This is a genomic window from Acidovorax sp. GW101-11A03, assembly GCF_059424825.1.
In genome coordinates, this window is sequence record NZ_JBWKZU010000124.1 from 1 (window position 1) to 4,114 (window position 4,114).

At 65.5% G+C, this 4,114-nt stretch carries 3 protein-coding genes and 2 pseudogenes; 2 read left to right on the top strand and 3 right to left on the bottom strand.

The window, feature by feature from the left end; translation table 11 throughout:
- Positions 1-155: pseudogene (locus AC07Z7_RS24840) on the bottom strand (5-dehydro-4-deoxyglucarate dehydratase); the annotation flags it as partial.
- A 46-nt stretch (positions 156-201) separates the two neighbouring features.
- Positions 202-1,173: a Bug family tripartite tricarboxylate transporter substrate binding protein gene (locus AC07Z7_RS24845; RefSeq protein ID WP_252659544.1), complete on the bottom strand. Its 972-nt coding sequence runs from the start codon at positions 1,171-1,173 to the stop codon at positions 202-204.
- Between the two features lie 404 nt (positions 1,174-1,577).
- Between AC07Z7_RS24845 and AC07Z7_RS24850 the strand changes: the two genes are divergently transcribed.
- A complete protein-coding gene (locus tag AC07Z7_RS24850) occupies positions 1,578-2,570 on the top strand; it encodes a Bug family tripartite tricarboxylate transporter substrate binding protein (RefSeq protein WP_494768011.1) in 993 nt (330 codons plus the stop codon).
- Between the two features lie 93 nt (positions 2,571-2,663).
- Here the strand turns inward: AC07Z7_RS24850 and AC07Z7_RS24855 are convergent, their stop codons facing one another.
- Positions 2,664-2,933, bottom strand: a complete 270-nt coding sequence (locus AC07Z7_RS24855) for a helix-turn-helix domain-containing protein (protein ID WP_240515781.1) — start codon at positions 2,931-2,933, stop codon at positions 2,664-2,666.
- Between the two features lie 266 nt (positions 2,934-3,199).
- Between AC07Z7_RS24855 and AC07Z7_RS24860 the strand changes: the two are divergent.
- Positions 3,200-4,114 (top strand): annotated as a pseudogene (locus AC07Z7_RS24860) (tetratricopeptide repeat protein); the annotation flags it as partial.

Here is a 4,114-nt window from a genome sequence, read left to right on the forward strand (position 1 = left end):
CCGGCGGCAAACAGGGCACTGGCGCCGTAGGGGGCGAGCCACTCCAGGCGCTCGATATAGGTCTTGGGGCGGAAGTTGCCCTGCGCGTCAAAGTCCGTGATGGGGAACGACAGCAGGCCGGAGCCCATGATGGTTTTGAGGTCTTGAGGGGTCATGTCAGTGCGGGGCGACAAAAGGAAATGGGGATGCGGGAGCAGGGGCTCAATCCAGCTTGATGTTGGCGGCGGTGACCACGCTGGCCCAGCGCGCGCGTTCCTTGGCAAAGAACTGGTCCTGCTCGGCGGGGGTCATGGTCACGACCTCGGCGCCCTGGCCTGCGAGGCGTGAGCGGATCTCGGGTGAGCGGATGGCGGTGATGAGGGCCTTGTTGAGCTTTTGCACCACGGCCTCGGGCGTGCCGCGTGGCAGCAGCACGCCTTGCCATGTGCCGGACTCATAACCGGTGACGCCTTGCTCGGCAATGGTGGGCACGTTGCCGATCAGCGGCATGCGGGTGGACTTGGACACGCCCAGTACCTTGAGCTTGCCGTTCTGCACCTGGGGCAGCGTGGCGAGCATGCCGTTCATCAGCACCTGGGTCTGGCCTGCCACGGTGTCCTGGATGGCGGTGACGCCGCCCTTGTAGGGGATGTACTGCCAGCGTGCGCCGCTGGCGCGCTCCAGCGCCACACCGGCCAGGTGGGGGGCGCTGCCGGTGGCCGTCACGGCAAAGTTCAGGTCGTTCTTCTTGGAGTAGGCGACCAGCTCCTTGAGGTTGCTGACCGGCACCGAGGGGTGCACCACCAGCAGGTGGGGCGAGTAGGCCAGCATGGTCACGCCGCGCAGGTCTTTGGAGGGGTCGAACGACAGCTTGGTGTAGACCGAGGGGCTGATGGCCAGCGCGCCCACGTCGCACAGCAACATGGTGTAGCCGTCGGGCTCGGCCTTGGCCACAAAGTCGGCGCCCAGGTTGCCGTTGGCGCCGGGCTTGTTCTCGACGATCACGCTTTGCTTGAGCGACTCGGACAGCACCTGGCTGATGGAGCGCGCAATGATGTCCGAGCTGCCGCCTGGCGGGTAGGGCACCACGATGCGCAGGGTCTTGGCGGGCCAGTCGGCCGTCTGGGCCGTGGCAGAGGCGGCGGCAAGGGCTGCGGTGCAGGCCAGAAGAACGGCGCGGCGGGTCAGGGTCATGGAATGTCTCCGATAGGTCAGGTTGTTGTTAGTCATCGTACAACATGCTCGATAAATACACAAGACACCGAGTCGCAAAGTGGTCTGGTGTACAGAAAAATCAGGGTAAATGCGGAGCAAATTCGCCGGATAAAAGTCTCTGAACCCCTTGAAGGAATGGCGCCAGCGCTACCGAAAACTGCGGGTAATCCCTTTGATGTGATGGTCGAGGTTGGATTCACAATGCAATCTATGTTGTACGACGACATATCACAAATCCGAGACAAACCCGGGCTGAGCGTCCTGTTTCCATGGGTAGCAGGGTCACAGGGCTTGCCCTGAAGAGGGCTGGCAAGCAGAGGCGCCAGCTTCAACGCAGACACCGGGGGCATCTTCACCTTTGGCACACCAGGAGACTTTTGACCATGCAACGCAGACACCTCATCCACACGGCGGCCCTCGCCGCTGCCGTGGGCTTCATCGGCCTGCCCGCCGCCGCCCAGGGCACCTGGCCCACGGGCAAGACCATCAGCTACGTGGTGCCCTTTGCCGCTGGCGGCACCACCGACACGCTGGGCCGCCTCATCGGCCAGCAGCTGGGGCCCGTGCTGGGCACCACGGTGGTGGTGGAGAACAAGGGCGGTGCGGCAGGCAGCGTGGGCTCGGAGGCCGCTGCGCGCGCGGCGCCCGATGGCTACACGCTGCTGGGCGGCACCGTCAGCTCGCACGCCATCAACATCAGCCTGTACCCCAAGCTGGGCTATGACCCCATCAAGTCCTTCAGCCCCGTGACGCTGATCGGCACCAACCCCGTGGTACTGGTGGTGGCCGCCAACAGCCCGCACAAGACCCTCAAGGACGTGCTCGTGGCGGCCAAGGGCAAGGACGGTGGGTTGTCATCGGCATCCGCCGGCACGGGTAGCTCGCAGCACCTGGCGGTGGAGCTGCTGGTCTACAAGTCGGGCGTGAAGTTCACGCACATCCCCTACAAGGGCAGCGGCCCGGCCATCCAGGATGTGATCAGCGGCCAGGTGGACATGATGTTCGACACCACCGTGGTGGCCGCACCGCACATCCAGAGCGGCAAGCTGCGCGCCATTGCCGTCACCTCGCCCAAGCGCCTGGCCTCGATGCCCGACGTGCCCACCGTGGCCGAGTCGGGCGTGAACGGCCTGGCCGACTTCCAGGTGCAGTCGTGGCAGGCGATTTTTGTGCCCGCTGCCACGCCGGCACCCATCGTTTCGCGCCTGCACGACGAGATTCGCAAGATCCTGGCCCAGCCCGACATGCAGAACCGTTTGAAGGGCTTTGGCATGGAACCTGCCGACCTCAACACCACGCAGATCGCTGCTTTCCAGAAGGCTGAAGTGGACAAGTGGGCCCAGGTGATCAAGGCGGCGAACATCAAGGTGGACTGAGCCGCCGCGTACTTTTTATCTCCCTGTGAAGACTTTGCGGAACCGCCTGCGGGCTGTTCCGCTTTTTTTATGGTGTCAGCGTTTGTGTGCCGGTCAGCCGGTGGCGCTGTCGCCGCCGTCGGCCGGGCGCGCCGCCAGCACAAAGTCGGGGTGCTGCCCCGTCAGCAACAGAAACATCGCAAACACCGGCCCCTGCATATTGCGCTCGTCGCTCATGCTCTCCAGCGCCTGCCAGGTGCGCGATTGCACGCCGCCCCGGCTGCCGGTCTGCAGCGGGTAGCCCATGAGTTCGGCCGCCTGGGCCTGGCTCAGCCCGGCGGCGGTGCGGGCGGCCTTGAGCTGGTCGCCAGTGGGCACGGGCATGGCGAGAGCGAGGGCAGGGCGTGGTGGCTGGGACATAGGTTTGCTATAAAAATAGGAGCTTCTTGGGCAGGGTGGACGGGCGGAGAAGCCCATTTTTACCCAAAACTGCGCGACAACACCCGGGTGTGGCGCTGCTGCGTCACTGGACAAAACGGTGGGGTGCGGCTCTGCGGCGTGGCGAGGGGGCGCTCCTAGAATTTGTTCGCGCTTGACGAAAGACAACACCACAACACGCCGCGCACCCAGCGGCATCCGAGGAGGGACCTGTGAGTTACACCATCCAGATCTGGGAAAAGCCCGCCGACTGGCCCTGGCCCACCACCAAGGCCGAGGCGGACGCGCAATACGAGCGCGCAGAGGCGGGCCCCCAGGTGCCGATGAACCCCAAGTTCGTGGCCTGGGCACAGGCCGTCGAGCAGCGCTCTCCCGGGTTCTGGGACATCTACCTTGGTGGCCCTGAAATGACCGACCCCACCTGGGGCGTGGGCATCAACACCCGCGCTTCGGATTGGGGCGCTCCGTTTGACGATGGCTGGGAGCAGGCAGTGCGCCTGGGCCTGAACCTGTACGACCCGCAAAGCGGCGTGCACTACCTGGGCAACGGTGATGCGCCCGAAGAGCCCGATCTGCCCTTGCAGCGTGCGGCGCGTGCCCGCAAGGCGGGCGACGACGCCACTGCCTGGGCCGAATACCGCCGCTGGGCTGCGCGCGCCAACCCCCACGCTCTCTATGCCCTGGGCCGTGCGCTGCGCTTTGGCACCATGGGCCAGCGCAGGCACTTCGATCTGGCGGCCGCGCTGCAGCTGATGGGCGCCCACGATGCAGAGACCCGCAAGGATGCCCAGGCGTTCTTCCAGCGCTTTCCCGAAGAGGCGCAGGCACGCATCCAGGTGCTGATGGCGCGCCTGAAGTCGGCGCCGGGCGAACAACTGCTGCAGATCATCGACAACGACCGCAAGGCGGTGGACGACGCCGTCGCCCGCAGCCTGCAGCTGGCGCTGTACTCGCGCAAGCGCATCGAAGCGGCCGATGCCCTGCAACCCGCTGCCGCCCAGGGGCACGAGGTGGCTGCTTTTCTGCAGGCGCTGGAGACCGTGATCGGCTGGGAGCAGCCCAACTTTGAAAACGCCCGCTATTGGTGCCAGCGTGCCGCCGAATGGGATCACGAGCCCGCCAAACGC

Excerpts from the sequence above, each read along its gene's own strand:
- AC07Z7_RS24845 (WP_252659544.1), bottom strand. The coding sequence starts at position 1,173 with ATGACCCTGACCCGCCGCGCCGTTCTTCTGGCCTGCACCGCAGCCCTT.
- AC07Z7_RS24850 (WP_494768011.1), top strand. The coding sequence starts at position 1,578 with ATGCAACGCAGACACCTCATCCACACGGCGGCCCTCGCCGCTGCCGTG.
- AC07Z7_RS24855 (WP_240515781.1), bottom strand. The coding sequence starts at position 2,933 with ATGCCCGTGCCCACTGGCGACCAGCTCAAGGCCGCCCGCACCGCCGCC.